This window comes from Streptomyces toxytricini, from assembly GCF_014649915.1.
GTDB classification, from domain to species: Bacteria; Actinomycetota; Actinomycetes; order Streptomycetales; family Streptomycetaceae; genus Streptomyces; species Streptomyces toxytricini.
The window spans coordinates 116,791-135,435 of record NZ_BMTY01000001.1 but is presented as its reverse complement, the minus strand read 5'-3'; the positions used below and the strand labels follow the sequence as shown (position 1 = coordinate 135,435).

Sequence of the window (18,645 nt, the reverse complement as noted above, 5' to 3'; positions counted from 1 at the left end):
AGTGCCCGGTGCCTCCGGCATGAGCTGCTCCCGGCTTCGCTTCGGGCATCCGGGCTTCCGGCAGAGGTCGCGGAAGGCCGTGCACAGCACCTGAGCCCCGGCCTCGCGGAAGGCCCGGCCGGCGTCGACCACCTCCTGGTTCCGCTGGAATCCGGCTGCTCCCGGGCCGACCAGTCGGCGGGAAAGATGACGAGCTCCGAGCCTGAGTCCCGCACATCGGTTCCACCCTCGCGTCAGCCCCTTGGACAGTGCTCCGAAAGAAGCACCGGCCGGGTGACGTTCCTGGGCCCACGGCCGCGCCAGGCGTCGTCGAACGCCTTACGCATGCTCTTCGCCTCGTTCCAGCTGCGGGAACCGGCGACCAGGACGACGTGCGAGAACGATTCTCGAATCATTTCAGCAATCATTCGATTCTCCTCTCCTGGTGACTCGGCGGTCTCCACAGCTGGAGTCGAGAGCCGCGGTCCTGGCCTCTGTGCCGGCGCGGCGGCCTGCGTGCCGCTGCCCCATTCCGCCCGCCCGGTACTGGACCCGATCACGGCCAGGTCCTTCTCCCGTTGGAGCCAGACGCGAATCCGATCGTCACCACACATCGGCATGAGGTGGACGATGTACATTCCGTCACCGCTGCGGGGGGATGTTCACGGTGACGACCGTGCTGTTCTCGTCGTCAGTCGAGTCGACGTCGTCGACGTCGTCGACGTCCCCGACTTCGCCGGAGCGCATCCTCGGCAACGGCTTCGCTGTTTGACTTCTACAACTTCGGCACGCAGCGGGCTCCTCCATCGCAGGACGAGTTCAGGCCGGAGCCATGTCATGGTGTGCCTCTTCGTGGACTCGAGTGGAGTAGCGCCCATCGAGTGCGGACCCCGGCGGGTCCGCACGATCTCGATGTTCAGCCCAGCTCCCGCGGCGGCCCTGTCGGCTGACGACCCGAAGGTTTCGCTGGGGTGATCTACCCCGGGCCGGATCGCACTGCCGGCCACCGCGCGATGCGTCACTTCTCGGCTGCGCCAGGCGCTGCGTGCCCGCCCATCCACTACCGCACCGTTCGCCCCTGCCCACACGTCTGTGGACGACTGCGGCGGGGCGGTGTCGGGGGTCGTCTCTCAAGCGCAGAGCCGACGTGACCAGAGGAGGCGCCGGCGACCGACGGACCGGCGAGCCAATCGACCTCTGGGACCCCTCGGCCATGTCTGACACGTCATCGGAGCGGGGTGAAGAGGCCGAGCGGAGCGAGGGTCCTCAGGACACGTGTTATCAGATTCCCTTATGCCCTTTCACTTCTCTGTCGCCATCCCACCGTTCCCCGGCTGGAGCAGTGGCGAAAGCCTGGAACATCAGGGGAAACGGGCCGTACCCTCTCGACTCGTACCCCTCCCCCGTTTCGTTCAGCGGGGGTACGGGGCAGGCTGTCTCCCCTGGCCATCACGTCTTTGGGCGGTACTGCTGTTTCGCCGTTCGGGATAAGGCCGTACCCCCGTGCCGAGCCGACCTCGTGAGGCACGAACGAGGCGGGGTACGGGTCTGCTCCCGACGGGGCACAGCACCGGTGCATCCCCTCGCCGCCGCAGGCGGCACAACTCTCGCCCAGCAGCGGATCCGTCCTCTCGCGACGCCGCCCCTTCGACTGTGGATGACGCTCGACTTCACCGCTCGCCGCTGACGGCGTAGCCGGCCTCGCACCATCGTGCTGCGCCGGCTGCACCAACCTGGCTTTGCCGTGCTCCAGTCGTTCCTCCGGTACTGCGTCGGCAGCATGCCGGCGCACGTTACGCACCGCGGCCGAGGCGGGCGTTGGGCACTGCCTTGTCGACACGATCCGGCCCCGGGCCGTGTTTCGTTTCGCTCTTGCGCGGCAAGCCCGGGGCGGTCTCTCGTGGACGCATCGGAAGAAGAGAGCCCCGGCTGCTGCACCATCTGCCCATCGGGCACAGCGAGCAGCCCGAGGGGTACCGGAGCGTTGTCGCCTTCCTCCAGGCGGTGGCCTCCGCAGCGATGCCTCCAGGCCTCTTCCACCCCGCGGCCCATGCTGCGCAAGGACGTCGTTCCTCCCACGCTCGCCGGGCGTGGGGGCCTGCTCCCCCCCTTCGCCCCTTCTCTCTCTGCGTAACCTCGTCGGGTCGATGACACCCCTGCGCCGGCCGCCGCACCGGCACTGCGTCGGTGTCTGCTCAGAGCTGTGCCGGCCGCGCTCCGCCGGCGTCCGTGACCGTCGCAACGTACCCGTCGGATGGCTGCAGCAAGGGGTGCGGTCAGGCCTCGCGGCCCCGTGAATCAGCGCTCATCTCGCGTCTCTGCGGTGACCCATCGGAACGTGCAGGGGCCGTGATCGGGACACGTACAAGACACCGACTGCCACTACTGGATCCCTCGAAGTCCAATGCGCGTCCGCACGGCATCTCGCGCGCGCTCCAACGGTGCCGCTCCGGTGTCGCACACAGTGCCCTCGGGGGACACATCTGCATCGGGAAGCCGAGTGGTGTCTCTCACGAGACACAGTCAGGACACGAGTGGAAGCCTGCCTGGGCCCCCGTGCGGCTTCCCGGAGACCACGCCCTGACGCCAGGTGTCTCGCAGGTGTCCGGCGGGAGCCCTTGCTGCGTTGCATGTGGGACTCATGGGCACATGGCGCCTTCGGCTTGCGCCCGGCCGTCTCCGGCAGGGGCACTGTGGCGTCTCGCAGGTGCCCTCACCAGAGACGACTGAAGGCATCAATGGAGCCGGACTCGCGTATCGAGTGGGACTTGCATGGGTCTCGACAGGGACACTAGAGTCGACTCATAGCGATTCACATTCAAAAGAGAACATGAAGGGTGGTGAGTCCATGTGACAAAGCGAGAGACATCCCGCGAACGACCGGATGGAGTGCAGGAGCGAGTGGCGGGGCGAGGTGGGTGCGATGGCGAATCGGCCGAGTGAACCGCGCAAGGTCCGCTGGACCGTGCCCGCTGCCGACACATCGGTGATCGAGTGGCTCGACCGGCAGGAGAACATCTCGCAGTCGCTGCGACTGCTCATTCGGGAGTCCATTCAGCGCGACGGATACGTCGACGTCTACTACAAGCCCGTCGAGCAGCTGCCGCGCCGCGGCCGGCCGCCCCTGGAGAGCACCGAACAGCGCGAGGACGACGAGGCGGTCACCGAGCGCCGTCCGGCCGCCATGCCCGTTCGGCGGCCACAGCCCGTGGTCGCCGACCAGGCCGACGCCGTCATCGAGAAGACGGCACCAGCGCCGGCAGCCCGACCCGAGCCGGTTACCACACCTGTTGAGACGGTCGATGATCCTGCGGTAAGTGCCACCGGCCCGAACCCGGAGCCTCCGAAGCAGGCTTCCATTGACGAAATCATGGCGAGTACTCGGCGCTGAGTGACGCGGTGAATCTCATTTTCCAGGCAGACGACACAGATACCGAGGGGCCGAATTCATGAGCGCCAACAGCAACGACATCATCACCCTCACCGGCGGCATCGACGTCGGCAACGGCTACGTCAAGGGCGTCATCCAGAATACGAAGCGGGAGATCTTCGACGAGATCGATCTGCCCAGCGCAGTCGTCTCGACGTCCCGCACCTCGCCGAAGGTGCCGCTCCCCGACGCGGATGCGGCCGCCGTGATGGCCGGCGACTTCTACAACCAGATCGACTGCTCACTCACCACAACCCTGGTGGCGGCGTCGGACCGCCGAATCTTCGGTCGGGCAGCGCTGAGCGTGCGCGGCTCGAAGTTCACCGAGTTCGAGGTACTGGGCAAGCACTCCAAGGCCGATCAGGAGCTGAGCAAGGTCCTGGTCCTGGGTGTCTTCGCCGCGAAGGCCCTGCGCGACTACGTCCGCGAGAACGGCGCGCTGCCCGGTCACGAACTGCGCGTGCAGGTGCGCGCCGGCCTGGCGCTGCCGATCTCCGAGTTCGTCGCGCGCCGCCACGCCTACGCCGCAGAGTTCATCGGCCTGCTGGGCAGTTCCGACCCCGCGGTGCACCTGGTGACGATCAAGAACTTCAGCACCCCGGTCTCGGTCCGCCTGCAGTTCGTCGACGTTCAGGTGATGGCCGAGGGTGCCTCCGCGCAGTTCGCCATCACCGACAAGGGCGAACCGCTGGCCCAGGCTCTTCTCGATGACCTGCGCACTCGCGACGCATCCGTGGTGGAAGGGGTCTCGGCCTCCGATCTGGTGGCGGTGCAGAACACCATCGGTGTCGATGTCGGTGAGGGCACCGTGAACTTCCCCGTCTTCACCGATGGGCGTTTCAACCCCGAGGCGGCAGCCACGCTCGACGAGGGCTACGGCACCGCGCTGATGAACGCCATGGAGCGCATGAGTGAGTCGGACGCAACGCTGCAGTTCTCCTCGCGCAAGCAGCTGGCGGACTTCCTCCACGCGAAGCCGTCTGTGCTGGTGAGGAATCGTCACCAGCGCGCCGTCGGCTTCGTCGAGGACGAGGCCGGCTACCTGGTCGACGAGATCGTCTCTTCCTTCGGCGACGTCCTCTCCCAGGCCGGTGCGACGACCGAGGTCGTCTACGTCTACGGCGGCGGCTCGGGCCCCATCAAGCACCTGCTGCACCCTGCGCTTCTGAAGGCCGCCGGCGATGTGCCCGTGCTCTACCTCGACTCGAGCTACTCGCGGCACCTGAACCGCGAGGGCCTGTACATCGCGGCACGGCACGTCGAGCAGCAGGCCCTCGCCGCGAAGCCCGCGGGCAAGTGACTTCGTGGTGGGGCCCGGTGGTGTGCGGGGGGACGGTGGAATTGTCGGGAGCGGTGTTCGGGGCACCGGTAATGCTGGAGGTCGCGGCGTGACAGGTGATGTGTACGCGGACCCGTTGGCAGTCGACCGCGACCGTCCGGGTTCGCCATGCTTCTGTGGATCTTGGGCATGCGGTGTTCGAGGCCCCTCTCGCCCTCACCGCGATCGTGGACGAGAGCACGTTGTCGGGGAGCGGGGCGGTGCGAGTGGTGTCGGTGCAGGGGGTGGACGCCGCGCATCTGGTCCTGACCGACACCGACCTGTCCGACTGCCTGTTCTCCGGGGCCTTCCACCTCGGCCAGCTCCGGCTGGAGGGCCGCACCACCCTCGCTTCCACCCCGACCCCGTCCTTACCCCGGACCCCGACGACATCGCCCCGCTGTACCGGCAGCTCCGCAAGGCGTTCGAGGACGGCAAGAACGAACCCGGGGCCGCCGACTTCTACTACGGCGAGTGCGGTGCGAGATGCGCCGGCACGACCGCAGCGGCACTCCGAAAGCTGAACGCCGCCTGCTGTGGGCGTACTGGCTGCTCTCCGGCTACGGTCTGCGCGCCGGCCGCGCCCTGGGCTGGCTCGCCGCGGCCATGGTCGCCACCGTCGTGCTGCTGATGGCCTTCGGCCTGCCGATGTCGTCCCCGAAGCAGAAAGCCACCGGCACCGTCCCGGCAGGCGGCGGCACCGTCACCTTCGTCATCGACAAGCAGGACGTGAAGAACCCCACCGGGGACAGGTTCACCGGCAAACGCTTCGACGAGGCCCTGAACGTCACGCTCAACTCCGTGGTCTTCCGCTCCAGCGGCCAGGACCTGACCACCATCGGGACCTACATCGAGATGACCTCCCGCGTCCTCGAACCCTCCCTCCTCGCCCCCGCCGTCCTTGCCATCCGTGGCCGCATCAAGCGCTGATGTCGTCGTGGTCGCTGGGGTTGTCCGCGCCGCAGGTGCAGCCCCAGCCACGGCCGACGTGCTTGGCGGCGGCAAGGTGGCCCAGCCGGATTTGTGATGGATGGACTTCTGTCACTGGGCGGGGGTGCGGGCGGCCTGGGCGAGGAGGCGTTCCCAGGTGCGGGTGGAGCTGCCGTGCTGCTCGGCCAGGGCGGCAGCGAGGCGCGTGCGGGGGGTGTCCGGTGAGGCAGTGAGGGCTTGTGCGGCGAGGCGGAGGCGGGGGTCGTCTGCGTAGGCGTGCGCCTTGGTGGGGCCGCTTTTGCCCGGGGGGCGTCCGCCGCCCTGCCCTTGGCGGGGCGGGGTGTCGCGGCGGGCTTCGATGTCCTGGCGGGTCCAGAGGCGGAGGCCGTAAACGGTGGTGCCTCTGGGGAGGTAGTTCTGGCTGGCGTACGCGCGGATGGTGCCGGGTGTCACTCCGAGGAGGGCTGCGGCTTCCTGGTCGTTGAGCAGGTCGTCGGGGTGCGGTGAGGCGGGCAGCGGGGGGATGGGCTGTCCGTTGAGGTAGGCGTGGACCTGGGCCTGGTCGTAGACGAGTACGCGGCCGTCGAAGAGGGCGGGTACCCGTTGCCGGAAAGCTGGTGCGTCCCGGCGTCTCCAGGTGGTGAGGGGGACGCCGGCTCTCTCGGCGATGTCCCGTTCGTTGATCACGGGGCGGTTGCGGGGGATCACAGGGTTCCTTCGGGCTGTCGGGGGCGGCGCGCCTTGTACACTGGGGGTGCTTCCCCGCGCCGGCGTCAGCTGGTCGTGGAGATGCTGGTTAAGGGCCGGTGGTGTGCCGGGCCGCTCGTGAGCGGCTCTCCGCCGGCCCTTTCGCTGTCTGCTGCCTCCAGCGCCGGACTTCGCGCGGGCTGCGGAGCCGTACGACCTCGACCCCCAGGCCGGCGGTCTCGGCTATCTGCCGGGCGTACCGGGGCCGGTTGGTCCGGTACTTGCGGATCGCGGTGCGCAGCAGGGACCGGCGGGCGAAGAACGCCGCGGACCAGGTGAGGCGCCGGGCCTGGGCGCTGTCCTCGCGGCCGGCAAGCTGGCGCAGGCTCCGGCGGACGATCCGGTACAGGATCAGCGGCAGCGGGAAGTCGAGCCAGATCAGGGTGTCGGCCCGGTGCCAGACGACGTCCGCGAGCTTGGAGAAGTTCCCTTCGACAATCCATCCGTCGGTCGCGGTGATCGCTGCGGCCTGCCGGCGGAACTCCTCCAGCGGCAGCGGCCCCTCGGGGGTGAACAGGATGTCGTCGAGGTCGGTGTGGGGTTCGTTCAGCTCCGTCGAGAGCCAGCGGGCGAGCGTCGATTTCCCGGTGGCCGGGGGCCCGAACAGTGCGACCCGTCGCATGTGCGCCTCATCTCTGCAAGGTTTGACAGAAAAAACCTTACAGCATTTTGAGCCGTCCATGTCGGGCTGCCGGCCGCTTCGGGTGCCGCCGGAGGCGGCTCCTTGGCCCCGCAGGGGCGGGCCCGCGACCGAAGGGAGCTTCAAGGGGCCCGGCGCGCAGCGCCTGCCCGGAGGGCAGAAGAGAGCCGCCCGTGGCCGCAGGCCACTCAGGGGGCGGCGTTTCCCCTGGGTCCGCCCCGCGACCGAAGGGAGCTTGAAGGGGCGGACGCCAGCCGCTTGCGGCTGTCCTTTTCCCGCACGCCCGCCCCCTTCATGATCATCATGAAGGGGGCGGGCGGGTGGTCCGGCCGGGGGCCGGACCCGGCGACCGGGTCCGGCCCTGCGGTTCTACAGGCGGGGGAACAGGGCTCGTGCGGCCTCGGGGTGGCGGTGGAGCATCCGCAGGAAGTCGCTCTGGAACGCGGCTCGCCCGGCGGTCTCTGCGGGGCTCATGTCGCCCACTCCCTTCTTCGTCTTGACGATCACTCCGTCCATGATGCTGATTCCTGCGCCCCCCAGGTCGCTGAACACGTTGGTGCGCAGGTGCAGGAACACCCCCTCGTCCTGCTCGGCGATCGTCACCGCGTAGGCGAGATCGGCGAGCGGGTAGACGTACGCCTTCCGCGACCGCTCCACGGGCTCGGACAGAAGCTCGGGGCGCAGCCCCCGGAGGTAGTGCGCGAGCGTCGCCCGGGTCGCCGTCCGCAGCGGTACGTCGATGTCCTGCGGGTCGAACTCCCGGACCACGGGCCGCCGCCACATTCCGGCCGTGCCGGTGGTGCACACGCGCGTGATCTCGTCGTACGTCCGCCGCAGCTTGCGGTGGATGTAGGTCAGGTCGGCGTGCAGGTCCGGGCTGGCCAGGCTCTCCCAGCCGTCCGGCAGGCGGTACTGCGCCGTCGCGGTGGCCGTGTGGGTGGAGAGCGCCGGTACGGGCTCCAGCACCCGCAGGGCGTCCCCGTCCACGATGTCCGCGCTGATCAGCGCCCCCAGAACGGACGCCTCCTCGACGATGCGGCGCGACCGGACGGGGGAGAGCCGCCCTGCCCGCACCGCCCGCGCCGCGACGTCCGCGCGCTCGGCCTGCGTACGGCCCACAAGGTGGGCGTGGAACCGCTTTTCGCCCTGGATGGACTCGCGGTCGACGGTGTGGGGGTCGTAGCTCCAGGAGACCACCGGGCTCAGCTGGTAGGCGCGGCAGTGCTCCGCGAACCGGGCCGCGATGACTCCCAGCGCCCGGCCGAACTCCGGCGAGTGGTCGTGCAGCCCCGGACGGGGCTCGGTTCCGGCCGACATGAGCATCAGCTCGTACAGGGCGTGCGGGCTGCGCTTGTCGGTGAGGGCGTATGCCTCGTCGGCCGACATGTTGATGTGCGCGAACACGTTGGTCCAGCCGTAGACGTCGTGGACGGTGCCCATGCGGCGGAGGCCGTTCACGTATCCCGGGAACCCCTTCGCCGGGAGCGAGTCCACGACCGGGATGTCCCTGCGTCGGTTCTCCAGAGCGGCGGGGAGCAGCTGACGGGTCATTCGATTTCCTTCCCTAGACGCTGGTCGCCGGTCGGGGTGTGCCGCCCCTTCCGACAAGACAAACTTTACAGCATTTCGAACCACAAGTCGGCGAAAACCGCAGGTCAAAGCGGGTTTATTGGCGGGCCCGGTGGGGAGTGGCGGCCGGGGGTCACAGCAAAGGGCGGTGATGGCTGGCCCGGTGCGCGCAGCTTGCTGCGCAGGGCCAGCCACCAGGCCGGTGAACGCGCCGAAGGCGCCCGGCCTGGCGTCCCGCGCTCGCGCGGGATGGTCTGGCGGTGAACGCGCCGAAGGCGCCCGCCAGACCACCCCGGAGGGCCGCCAGGCCCTCCGGGGCGTCCCCGCCCGACCTGTGACCCCCGGCCGCCACCCCCACCGGGCCAAGAAGGGCCGCATCCACGAACACTGGACTGCGTGGCAGCCAGAGCACGCCGAGCAGGGCGGGGACGGTGCCCATGCGGCGGAGGCGCGCATTGCGTCGATGAGCCAGTCCACGGGCACCAGCCTGCGGAACATGGCGAACCAGCCCGGGGGGCTGGTGTCCAGACGCTCCACCTCGCGGGCCAGCGGCCGACGGCTGATGCCAGAGATCGCGCCTTCGACTGCGGCGACGCCCTGCTCGGCGAGGGCGTCGTCGACATACTTGTAGTTGAGCAGGGTGTGCTCGGTCCGCCCGGGCACGGCGATCTCCCCGGAAGATGTGATGGATTCGGCAGTGAGACCCCCGCCGCTGCTCTGCAGCGGAGCGCCTGGCTCACGGCTGCACTCCTGGCGTGGACGTGATCTTCCGAAGGCCAGACCGGATCAGCTCCGCTGATCATGCAGAAATGGCCGGCAACTGTGCCAGGACCGGATCACGATCCTCGTGCCGGACGGCAGTATCCAGCCGTAGCCGACTGGGGGTTCTCCTCGACCGTGCAGCGCAGCCGCTCGAGGCGTGGCGTCCGGTCTGCCTCATGTGGATCGATGATCCGGACCTCGATGCCGTTGGTGAAGGTCAGGTGGCGCCAGAAGAGCTGCGGCTGCTCGCGTTGTTCATTCACCGACACGCTCTTGGGTACGACGACGTCGTGGTCTTCCACGGTCGTGTAAGGCCTGGTGAGTGCGCGGCTGCGGCCAGTGCAGTTCGACGAGCAGGTTCCTGGGCCACTCGTCGATGGTCAGCGGGAAAGGAGGAGCACGGCGGCCGTATTGGCCACCTGCGTCCATCCGTATGCGGTCGCGTCGAGACCATCGGAGTTCATGAGCTTCGGCCAGTGCGGTGAAGACGCTGCCGGCGCAGGTGAGAGCACAGAGGCTGGCCAGGGAGAGCAACCACAGGCGGCTGCCAGGCAGGGCGTTGGAGTAGCTGGGACCGGCTGTACTCCAGGCCCGGTCCGGTTCTTCGGGGCGGGAGCAGAAGCACCGCGGCGCTCCCGGACAGTGCGCGGGCGCAGGCGTTGACCAGAACAGCGTCGGTAGTCCCGCTGTGGAAGCGAGGCACCTCCCGTGTGATCCGGCGAGCGCGGCTCCGATGTTGACGCAGAAGTGGCGCCACAACCAAAGCGGCCGTGTCGGCCGCTGTCGCAACACCGGTCTTGTCGGATGCCGCAGCAGGCACCAGGCGATGGGTGAGCCGACGGCGACGGCTACGAAAGGAGCGATCTGCCTGGCTCGATCGGGATACAGGTCGCGCACGGCGACCGGGTCGCCGGCGCCCAGCGGGCGCACGCCCTCCCTGCCAAAGGCCGGGGGCTGCGTTTTGGCAACCACCTCGGCGAGGATCACGGTTTCCTTCGAGATCTCAGTTGAAAGGGAGAAGCAGCCGCTCAGCGTGTTTCGCTGTAACCGCACTCGGAGCACGTGTGCGTGACCTTCTTGCCGGCGCGGATGCCGTAGGCGCTCGACTCCATATCGCTGGCGCAGTTCGGGCAGTTCATGGTTCGACTCCCGACGGAACAGGGATGTTCTTCAACGTCGGATCCGGATCAGCTCTGCTGATCCCTTGTGCTCACTGCCTTCACGGGGCGAGTAAGGCGGGCCACGAAAAAACACAGCCCCCCGGCGCCGCACCTGCCCGAAGGCAGAGCGTGCACCGGGGTGCTGGGGAAGTCGGAGCTGCAGAGATCTCCAGGGACACGCCCCAGGGATCATCTGCAGCGCTCAGGCATCAAACCTCTTCCGTGGTCGGTCTGCACGGTGTGCCCACTGGCGTACGCCGAGGATCAGCCGGCGCACCTGACTCCTGAAGGTGTAGCTGTGGCCGGCATGGACGTTCTGGAAAGAGACCGCCATCCTTCGATCCGGACCAATCTGCTCGCACGTCGCACGCGATGTGAGAGCATAGGTCAGTGACTAACGCATCCTCTGGTGTAGAGATTTTCGATGTCCGTCGCATCCGCTTCGTCGAAAAGGCGTGGCACCCAATTTCTGAGCCAGACCGCCTGACTATGGAACGTGCTTGGTCTGAAGCGGTTCAGGAAAATCCGAACCTTTTCGATGGGCCCACAGTAGCTTGCATGGATGTAGAGTGGAAGGAACCAGGGAGTTTGATTCTCTCCTGGGCAAGGGCGGCATACAGATACCGTATGCTGCGTCAGATTCCCGACGCTCCCTCCGTTTCATCCGTTTTCGTGTGCGTTGCCCAGCCGACGGAGGACGGACGTCTTCTGGTGGCCCGTATGTCTTCTTCAACGTCCACCCCCGGCCGATGGCAACTGCCGGGGGGCTCCATGGAGCCCCCTCTTAGGGGTGAGTCTCTCGATGTGGCTCCGCTTCGCCGACATGCGGCCCGAGAGCTTATGGAGGAGCTCGGCATCGACCCATTGCCTGAATCCCTGTCTCTGTGGGTTGTCACGCGTGGCGCGCGGGGTAGTGTCGGTTTTGTGTTTCGCGCCCCTGCCCTGCCCGCCGAATTCCTGCATCAACGATTTGCGGCTTTGGTGTCCTCGGAGCAAGAACAGGGTCGGGCTTCTGAACTCGACAGGATCGCGCTGATCGACTCCGAAGCCGAGTTGTCCTTTCTTGCCGGGGAACAAGTAGACTACCTGCAGCCGATCGTCCGGCGGAATTTTGAGTTTTCTGCTTCTTCTGGTTCCGCTTAGTTCCTGTCGAGGCTCTGGGCTGGGTTCGCCCTCCCAGGGGAGGCCCGCCGGTTTTCTCTCTGTGCATGGTGCGGCATGTGCTGCCTGGTCCGATGGCCAGGCAGCACATGCAGTCATTCCTCGGTGAAATCCAGGCCGGTTTCAGGCACGTACTGGGCGGGACGTGTCGTGCGGGGAGGCCAGATCCGTGAGACTGCGTGTGCTTGTGCGTCTCCCTCCGGCCCCCAGCCGAGCAGCAGGTTCGCCTGTCGAGCAGGAATGAGTACTCGTTGGTACTTCTCCCCGGTGTCGAGGTCTGGGGCTGCGGAATCGAGGCCCCGCAGGAGTGCTCCCAGGCGCAACTGAGCGTAAGGCGGACGGCCGTGCTCCCGCACTTGCTGATAGCCCAGCGGGTAGGGGGTGCTCAGCCTTGCTTGCACTTCTTCCTCTGCCTCCCGGGCCAGGGTTTCGCAGGGGCTCTCCCCGGCTTCGGGGCGCCCTCCCGGCAGGCTCGGAACGCCGTGCCGGTCGAGCATCACCAGAACACGGCCATGTGGATCGACGAGCCATCCCCAGGTCTGTTGCACTGGTATCTCTTCGGGCGGTGTGAGGCGGGGATGCCAGGTGAAGCGGGATCGGGTTCGCTCTGCTTTGGTTGCGGGTTGGAGAATGTTGCGGCCGTCGACAAGCCTCAGGGGCTCCTGGCAGGTCCGCGACATGGTGTTGAGGATCGTTGCCCGGCATACGGCTTTCAGCCGTGACGCGGCAGAGGGTGTCATGGCAGCGGTTGCCTGACCCACTGGGGTCAGGCAGTGTCCGGCTGAGGGTGGAGCACTGCCGGGAGACAGGCGTGCGGACATGACATGGACGGTCTGCGGCCCGTTGCAACCCTCGGCTTCGTCGATGGCCAGGAGCGTCGTCCCTGCGAGGGAGAGGTTCAGGCCGGCTGCCAGACGTTGGGCTGCGCTGTAGGGGTTCTCGTGGGCCCGAATTCTGCTATGGGGTAGGTCCCCGGGGCGGGGGCCGCCCTGCGTGAGCAGGACGGCCCCTTCGCGCGTAGTGACCAGCAGGGCGGTGAAGCGTGCCGGTCGGCGGCGGGTGGACATTTACTCTCCGGCTTCCTGTGCGGGACTGCCGAGGGCGTTGACGGCCTGCCGGTGCAGCGTGGCGAATTCGGCTGCATTGGCGTCGTAGCCGGCGGTGGCGATGACGAGGCCCTTCGCACCACCTCCCCGGATTGGCAGGTTCATGTCATTCTGGATGGCGTGTGCGACGGTTCCCGAGCGGCGAAGCAACGCGGTAAGCCGGACATCAGCGTCCGGGTCCTCCCCTCCCGGGGCCGCGTTGTCGCCGACAGGCAGGACCCATACCGCGTCTGCCCCGGACAGCGCTTCCGGCCAGGCGGTCAGGTCACGCTTGTTGCGGCGTCCCCAAGGGGCCACCGCGATGACGAGGGTTCGGTCGGGGTGGGCCTGGCGGAGTGCCTGGATGAGGGCACGGACCTGGTCCGGCTGACGTGCGTTGTCGTCCACGACGACCAGTCGCTCGTCCGAGTGCACGACGCTCATGCGCCGTCCCGGCAGACGGAAGTCAGCCAGTCCGGCGGCAATGTCGCTCGTCTGGAGCCCGAGGTGCAGCGCGGAGACGATGCCGCAGGCTGCGCCGGGAATCAGATGTGGTCCGGGAGCGGGGACGGTCCATGTTCCGGCATCGCGCCCGCCATGGGTGAGCCGGAAGGTGGAGCCCTTGGTGTCCTGCCGCAGAACGTGAACCTGCCACGGACCGCCGGCCCCGATCACCTCGATCTGCCCGGCAGTTCCGGCAGCGGTGAGGTGGGGGGACATCAGGCCTGCCACCTCGGAGGGCATGACGATCAGGCCGGGAGGAGTGGCTCCTTCGGTGAGAAACCTGGTCATGCTCCGCTCGAACCCGGCCGTTCCGGCGCCCAGATCGTCCTCGTGGTTCTGCACCATGTTCAGGGCGATCACGATCTCAGGGGTCAGAGCGCTGTAGGCACTGCGGTACTCGCAGGCTTCGACCACGGCCCATTCCCCGGTCGCGAGTTCTCCGCCGCACAGCAGCCCCGGCACGTCGGCTCCGATGTAGGCGGAGGGAGCGATACTGGACAGGATGCGGTGAACCATGGCTGCGGCAGTGGACTTGCCCAGCGATCCGGCGACGGCCAGGATGCGCTTGCGGTGCTCGGAGAACAGGTGCTGGACGAATTCCAGCCGCCCCATCTGGTGGATGGGGGCAGCCGTGTTCACGGGCACAGCCGCACTGGAGACGAGCAGGTCGACGTCACGGGGCATGTGATTGACGCCGAGAGCCACAGGTACGCCGTGGGCGGTGAAGATGTCAGTGCGGTGGTTGGGCACCAGGTCGTCGCCGGTCACTCGCATGCCGGCGGCCAAGGCCAGGGAGGCGGCGGGGGCGATTCCCTTGCCACCGAGACCGCTGAAGTGCACAGCCGTCGGGAGTTTGGTGCTGGGGAGGGTGTTCGTCATCGGTTGTCGCCGTCCTTTTCGGTGGTGTCGAGTGCGCAGATGGCGGCCAGGCGCCCAAGGCTGTGCAGTTCCTCGTAGCGGTCCTTGTCCTCGGGGGTGTCGACCTCCAGCCAGCCGCCGCGGACAGGCACGGTGTGGGCTGTTCCGCCAGCCTTCAGCCAGGCGCTGAGGAGAGTGGTGGTGTCCCAGCGCTCGGCTGCACTGTCGGCGTCGAGGGCCTCGCGGTAGAAGGAGATGAGCTGTCGGGCCCCGTCCGGGTCCAGACGCAGGAGCCCCATGAACTGCGCATGCACCTCGTGCAGGCCACGAGGGGCGCCGCCGATGTCCAGCAGCCTTCCGTTGGCGTCGAGGATGAGGCGTTCCGCGTCGGCAAGGGGATCCGCCATGCGCTCGCTCCACACATCGAGCCAGGCGGTGTTGACTGGCAGGGTCAGCGGAGCGCGCGGGGCGCTCAGCAGAGTGGTCACGACGCGAGGCTCAACAACGATGTCGCTGTAGGAGATGACAGCGCCGTCCTCCAGCAGGCCCGCGTCTGCGGCCACCAGGAGGCTGGCGGCCATGTTGGTGTGGGCCCACCGGGGGCTGTGCAGGGTCCGGCAGCCGGGAGCAGCCCTGTTGATGAGGTCCGACTGGTAGCCGGTGACGATGGTGATGTCACTCAGCCCCGCGGTACGGAGGGCGTTGAGAAGCCGGGTCAGCAGGGGGATTCCGGCCAGCGGCACGAGGGATTTGGGGCGCTGGTCGGTGAGCGGACCGAGACGTGAACCGCGGCCAGCCGCGAGGATGATGGTGCGCATTTGCGGGTGCTCCTTCGTCTGGGATCAGTGGGACGGATTCGTGGAGTGGTTGAGGATGAAGGTGAGGGCATCAGCGGCGGGACCTGCGGGAGACTCTCGCTCGGGATGCCACATCAGTCCCCACCAGGGCAGGTCACGGTGGGCGAACGCCTCGACGGTGTCGTCCTCCGCCAGGGCGAGGGAGCGCAGTTGTTCGGGCAGACCATCGGCTGGGATGGCCCAGCGGTGGTGGGAGGCGACAGTGAACTGCTCGGGCCACGGCCAGGGGGCGTCACCTGTGCTTCGGACGTGGTGGCGGGTACCGGAGTGGCCGTGCTGTCCGTCCACGAGCCGGGCACCGAAGCGGTGGGCGATGGATTGAGCACCACGGCAGATGCCGATGACTGGTGTCCGCAGTTCCTCCGCCTGCTCAAGGAGCCACGTTTCGACGCGGTCTCGTTCAGGAGCCACGTCGTTCGGGTCCGGGACGGACGGCAGATCGTTGCCGCCGGTGAGGATCACAGCCGCCAGGGGCAGGCCCCGCAGTGTGCGCTGAGCGAGGGGGAGATTGTTCGGTACGGCCAGGAGGCGTCGGTTGCTGACCGCTTCCAGGGCGTACCACTGGCGGTCCAGGTAGTCGCCTTCTTCGGATCGGTGCGGGTAGGGGACGTGGCGCTGTGTGATCGCGATCCATCCAGGTCCCTTCATCGGATCACTTCCAGTCGGCGTGCGTCGCAGTCGACGACCAGGCGGTCGGCGACTGCGCAGGCGGCATGGGATTGGGGGCCGGCTCCGATGGCTGCCGGGATGCCGAGTTCTGCGCACCGGATGGCCATGTGGCTGTTGGCCCCGCCGTATGCGGTCACCAGTGCTCCCGGCCGGTGAGCGAAGATCCAGTCGTAGCCGGGGTCGGCGGATTCGATGACGATGATGCTGCCGGGCTCCGGCGGGCTGGCCGGTGCGGGAGCAGCGTGCACACGTCCGTCCACGCGTCCGGTGCCGATGAAGTTGGTGCGCCCCGATCCCCGGCGGAAGCAGTGCAGGTCGCCGGTGTCGGTGATGACCTCGGGCAGTTCCACCTGCGCCTCCGCGGCCCCAATGGCCCGACGGCGAAGTACGGTCGCAGGCCAGGTGTCCGAGGGTGTGGTCAGGAGGTCGGCGATGGTGAGGTGGGTGATGTCGTCACGGCTCAGGCCAGCGGTTCCACCCAGCGCCGCGATGCTTTCCAGTGAGGCGCTGACCCATGCCGCGTAGACGGCCTTGCCGTGTTCGCGGGCGGTTATGGCTTTGCGGAAGAAGTCCTCCGCGCCGTCCGCATCGATCCCCAGGGGCTCCAATACGCCGGAGACCTGGTCGCTGAGATCTGGGGACCACGGAGCGCCGCAAAGAGGTTCGACGTGGTAGTGCTGGTCCAGCAGGGGGCGGAGGTAGCCTTCCGGGTCCTGCCCATAACTGGGGACCGTGAGGTCGTAGGTGCCGGGTCGGACCCATCGGTTCCGGTCGACGAACGTCTCCCAGCTCAGGCGACCTGCGGCAACCTCGGCGGCGTCACGCTGCATGCGCGTGGTGACGGTCCCGAGACCACGCATCCAGTCGTCGTAGCGGTCGGCCTGCCCCGCCCCGCGCAGCGAGCGCAGCAGATCGACGGCTACGAAGCCTGCGCGGGCGAGATGAGCGAAGACCTGGCCCGCGCGGCGCGTCCGTTCGAGGGTGGCCTCGAGGCGACTGGGGTGGGTGTCCTTCTCCGTCGGCAGGCCCAGCCGGGCGAGATCGTTCATGTCGCCCGTCAGCCGCCCGATGCCGGTCCGCGTGATGCGCAGGAGATGGTCGTGCAGGTTGTCGAGGGTCGTCTGGCCGACTCCCGACTGTGTGAGGTAGGAGGTGCGCTGGCTCAGGTCGGGCGTCCAGCAGGTGGCCGCGATCTCGAATTCGATCTTGTCGTGCGAGTCCGGGTCCTGGCTCAGTCGCGCGATCTGCGCCTGGAGCACCTCGCGCGCCTGCTTCTCGCCGAGGCCGGCCGGCAGGAAGGAGGCCAACGACGCGCGCACGTCGATGTAGGGGTGTCCGGCCAGGGTGTGCATGAGCGGGACACCGCGCAGATCGCGGTACCCGTACTCCTTTCGCTGACGTGCCCATGACAAATCGGTGATGAAGTGGCGGTAGAGCGAGATGGAGAGCGGGCGAGGTCGCCGGCCCAGCATCTCGGCAGGGTTCCAGTCCGCCATACAGGACAGGGCGGGCCGGTCTCCGAGCAGACGGTTGTCCGAGATGCTCATGTCCTCGACTGTCCGCCGGGCTGCCGACAGGATGGCGGTAATCTGGGCGTCGTCGGTCGTCCGGCCCCGCCCCGCGGCAAGCGGCCTGACCTGCAGCAGGTGCACGCCGTCTTCGGTGATCGCCAGTTCGGTGTCGAGGCGGTTCGTCCCTGCCGCATCCTCCGTCTGGGCCGCTGCCCCCAAAACGCGGGCGGCGAAGTCCGGCAGGCCGTGAGCGGACGGGTTCTCCAGAACACGCTCCAGGCTGTCCCGGTGGACGTACCAGGTGTCGACGTGGTCGCCGGTGCCGCTGGTGACCATGTCCGTGCGCCCTGAGGTGCTGTCGAGCGCCGCCACGTAGTAGGGCGCTCCGGACACTGTGCGGGTGGTCACCACTGCGGCGGCGAGCACCGGCTGCAGAAAGCGCTGGACGAGCACCTTGTTGGCGGCGTCGGGGGCCGGGTAGGAGGCGAACACCTTGGTGATCGCCTGGGCCAGAAGCGTGTCACCGCCACCGGTCACAGGCACACTGTCGTATTCGCCGGCGGCCGAGCGCTCCCAGGAGTCTTCGGCAACGGCGCAGCTGCGGACGATCACGGGCGAGGTGCCGTAGACGCGGCGGATATCGCGGAGTGCGGCTGCCCGGTTGTCTTGCCACGCCGTCCAGGTGAGCGTGTGGCCACGGTCGACATGCAGTTCCGGCAAGACGGGAGCAAGCCTGCGCAGCGACACGTCCTTCCCTCCGAGCAGGAGCCGTGCCCGCTGGTCTCCGTCGGTCAGGGGCACCAGTCCGTGCTCACGTCCGTGGAACGGAACGTGATGCTCCTCGATGAGGTGCCGGACAGTCTCGATCATGGTTGCCTTGGCGCGCGGCGGGCAGTTGACGATGCAGGCGGCGTGGGCGCGCAGAGCAAGATGTCCGAAGCTGTAGGCGACTACCTCGTCGGCCTCCTTGCCCGTCCACACCCTGATTCCCTGGTCGTCAAGGAGGGCACCGCTGCACTCGGCGGCGGGCAGTGCCCTCAGCTGGCACCACAGCACGGAGGCGAAGGCGGTACGGTCCGGCAGCGACCGGAGATCGGCGTCCGTGTCCGTGTCCTGGAGTTCGACGACCGTGACACGGGTGCCCACAAGTTCGGTCAGGACCGAGGCGAGACGGTCGTTGTCGGACCACGGTCCCGCCGTCCCCGCCGGTCGGGGAAGTATCACGGCCACCTGCTTGGCCGACGGGAAGCCGGTAGTGGCGTCCTTCGCAGAAGAGTCGTGGTCGTGCAGGGCGCCGGCGGGCGCCGCAGCCGGACCGGTCCGGCGGGCCGGCGGGCCGACCTGCGTGGTCTTACCTGTGTCATCGGCCCCATTGAAAGCGACCGGCAACATCGTGGACTCGTGATCCATCAGATTTCTCCTCCTACAGCGCGGGCAGCACAAAGCGCTGCCCACCACATGGGTG

At 68.0% G+C, this 18,645-nt stretch carries 12 protein-coding genes and 1 pseudogene; 4 read left to right on the top strand and 9 right to left on the bottom strand.

Going from position 1 to position 18,645, the window contains the following annotated elements; genetic code table 11:
• Nucleotides 1-2,902: 2,902 nt before the first annotated feature.
• From IE170_RS00585 to IE170_RS33565, 3 genes and pseudogenes are all read left to right on the top strand, one after another.
• A complete protein-coding gene (locus tag IE170_RS00585; RefSeq protein ID WP_189807297.1) occupies nucleotides 2,903-3,370 on the top strand; it encodes a hypothetical protein in 468 nt (155 codons plus the stop codon).
• 58 nt (nucleotides 3,371-3,428) lie between these two features.
• On the top strand, nucleotides 3,429-4,709 hold the full coding sequence (locus IE170_RS00580) for an acetate and sugar kinases/Hsc70/actin family protein (RefSeq protein WP_189807296.1): 1,281 nt from the start codon (nucleotides 3,429-3,431) through the stop codon (nucleotides 4,707-4,709).
• 8 nt (nucleotides 4,710-4,717) lie between these two features.
• Nucleotides 4,718-5,657, top strand: a pseudogene (locus tag IE170_RS33565) (pentapeptide repeat-containing protein); the annotation flags it as partial.
• Between the two features lie 111 nt (nucleotides 5,658-5,768).
• On the opposite strand, the gene IE170_RS00570 reads toward IE170_RS33565, so the two are convergent.
• The 4 genes from IE170_RS00570 to IE170_RS00555 all read right to left on the bottom strand — a co-directional run bounded on the left by IE170_RS00570 (nucleotide 5,769) and on the right by IE170_RS00555 (nucleotide 9,677).
• Complete coding sequence (locus IE170_RS00570) at nucleotides 5,769-6,365, bottom strand: MerR family transcriptional regulator (RefSeq protein WP_114055104.1); 597 nt, start codon at nucleotides 6,363-6,365, stop codon at nucleotides 5,769-5,771.
• 88 nt (nucleotides 6,366-6,453) lie between these two features.
• Complete coding sequence (locus tag IE170_RS00565; RefSeq protein ID WP_189807295.1) at nucleotides 6,454-7,026, bottom strand: P-loop NTPase family protein; 573 nt, start codon at nucleotides 7,024-7,026, stop codon at nucleotides 6,454-6,456.
• A 387-nt stretch (nucleotides 7,027-7,413) separates the two neighbouring features.
• The gene (locus tag IE170_RS00560) at nucleotides 7,414-8,595 is read right to left on the bottom strand and encodes a hypothetical protein (protein WP_223856618.1); all 1,182 of its coding nucleotides are present in this window, start codon (nucleotides 8,593-8,595) and stop codon (nucleotides 7,414-7,416) included.
• Nucleotides 8,596-9,449: 854 nt separating this feature from the next.
• Nucleotides 9,450-9,677, bottom strand: coding sequence for a hypothetical protein (locus IE170_RS00555; RefSeq protein WP_189807294.1), 228 nt, complete (start codon nucleotides 9,675-9,677; stop codon nucleotides 9,450-9,452).
• A 1,248-nt stretch (nucleotides 9,678-10,925) separates the two neighbouring features.
• On the opposite strand from IE170_RS00555, the gene IE170_RS00550 reads away from it, so the two are divergent.
• A complete protein-coding gene (locus IE170_RS00550) occupies nucleotides 10,926-11,678 on the top strand; it encodes an NUDIX hydrolase (RefSeq protein WP_229884532.1) in 753 nt (250 codons plus the stop codon).
• 113 nt (nucleotides 11,679-11,791) lie between these two features.
• On the opposite strand, the gene IE170_RS00545 is transcribed toward IE170_RS00550, so the two are convergent.
• From IE170_RS00545 to IE170_RS00525, 5 genes are all read right to left on the bottom strand, one after another.
• Nucleotides 11,792-12,244 (bottom strand): NUDIX domain-containing protein, encoded by a 453-nt coding sequence (locus IE170_RS00545; RefSeq protein ID WP_189807293.1) that lies wholly within the window; start codon nucleotides 12,242-12,244, stop codon nucleotides 11,792-11,794.
• A 519-nt stretch (nucleotides 12,245-12,763) separates the two neighbouring features.
• Nucleotides 12,764-14,164, bottom strand: a complete 1,401-nt coding sequence (locus IE170_RS00540; protein ID WP_189807292.1) for a glutamate ligase domain-containing protein — start codon at nucleotides 14,162-14,164, stop codon at nucleotides 12,764-12,766.
• The gene (locus IE170_RS00535; RefSeq protein WP_189807291.1) at nucleotides 14,161-14,961 is read right to left on the bottom strand and encodes a phosphocholine cytidylyltransferase family protein; all 801 of its coding nucleotides are present in this window, start codon (nucleotides 14,959-14,961) and stop codon (nucleotides 14,161-14,163) included. The genes IE170_RS00540 and IE170_RS00535 overlap by 4 nt, the downstream gene beginning before the upstream one ends.
• Before the next feature lie 24 nt (nucleotides 14,962-14,985).
• Complete coding sequence (locus IE170_RS00530) at nucleotides 14,986-15,648, bottom strand: gamma-glutamyl-gamma-aminobutyrate hydrolase family protein (RefSeq protein WP_189807290.1); 663 nt, start codon at nucleotides 15,646-15,648, stop codon at nucleotides 14,986-14,988.
• On the bottom strand, nucleotides 15,645-18,590 hold the full coding sequence (locus IE170_RS00525) for a PEP-utilizing enzyme (RefSeq protein ID WP_189807289.1): 2,946 nt from the start codon (nucleotides 18,588-18,590) through the stop codon (nucleotides 15,645-15,647). Before IE170_RS00525 ends, IE170_RS00530 begins: the two co-directional genes overlap by 4 nt.
• Nucleotides 18,591-18,645 lie beyond the last annotated feature (55 nt).